The sequence below is a fragment of the Pseudoalteromonas sp. SIMBA_162 genome, from assembly GCF_046535955.1.
Taxonomy (GTDB): Bacteria; Pseudomonadota; Gammaproteobacteria; order Enterobacterales; family Alteromonadaceae; genus Pseudoalteromonas; species Pseudoalteromonas marina.
In genome coordinates this window covers 1-329 of sequence record NZ_JAWJBQ010000179.1, presented here as the reverse complement: position 1 = coordinate 329, position 329 = coordinate 1, and the positions used below count along the sequence as shown (strand labels likewise).

1 protein-coding gene is annotated in these 329 nt (G+C 60.8%); it reads left to right on the top strand.

Annotated elements, in window-relative coordinates:
- On the top strand, nucleotides 1-329 hold a 329-nt coding region (locus R0J88_RS19250; RefSeq protein WP_410900768.1), incomplete at both ends, for a hypothetical protein.

The window sequence follows — 329 nt, the reverse complement described above, 5'->3', positions numbered from 1 at the left end:
GATCCGGGTCTATGGCGAAGCTCCGACAACGCCCGACACCGCTTCAACAACTGGTGCCAAAGGCCTTTCCGACACCCCGACAGCATCGTCGGAAAGCACAGAGGAACTGGTGGGGCTTGTGAAGGAGCTACTGGCCGTCACGCGCCGGCAGGCGGAGAAAATTGAAGCGCTGGAGCAGCATATGCGCCGACTCCCCCTGATGGGATCAGAAGTTGACGAAGACCAGCCGCAGGAAGCGTCGAAGCCGCCGACGTCCTCTCAGGTTCACGACAAGCAGCCTTTCGCGAGGGAAAGGGCAGCCTTGAAAGCGTGGAAGCACGAGGAGGAAC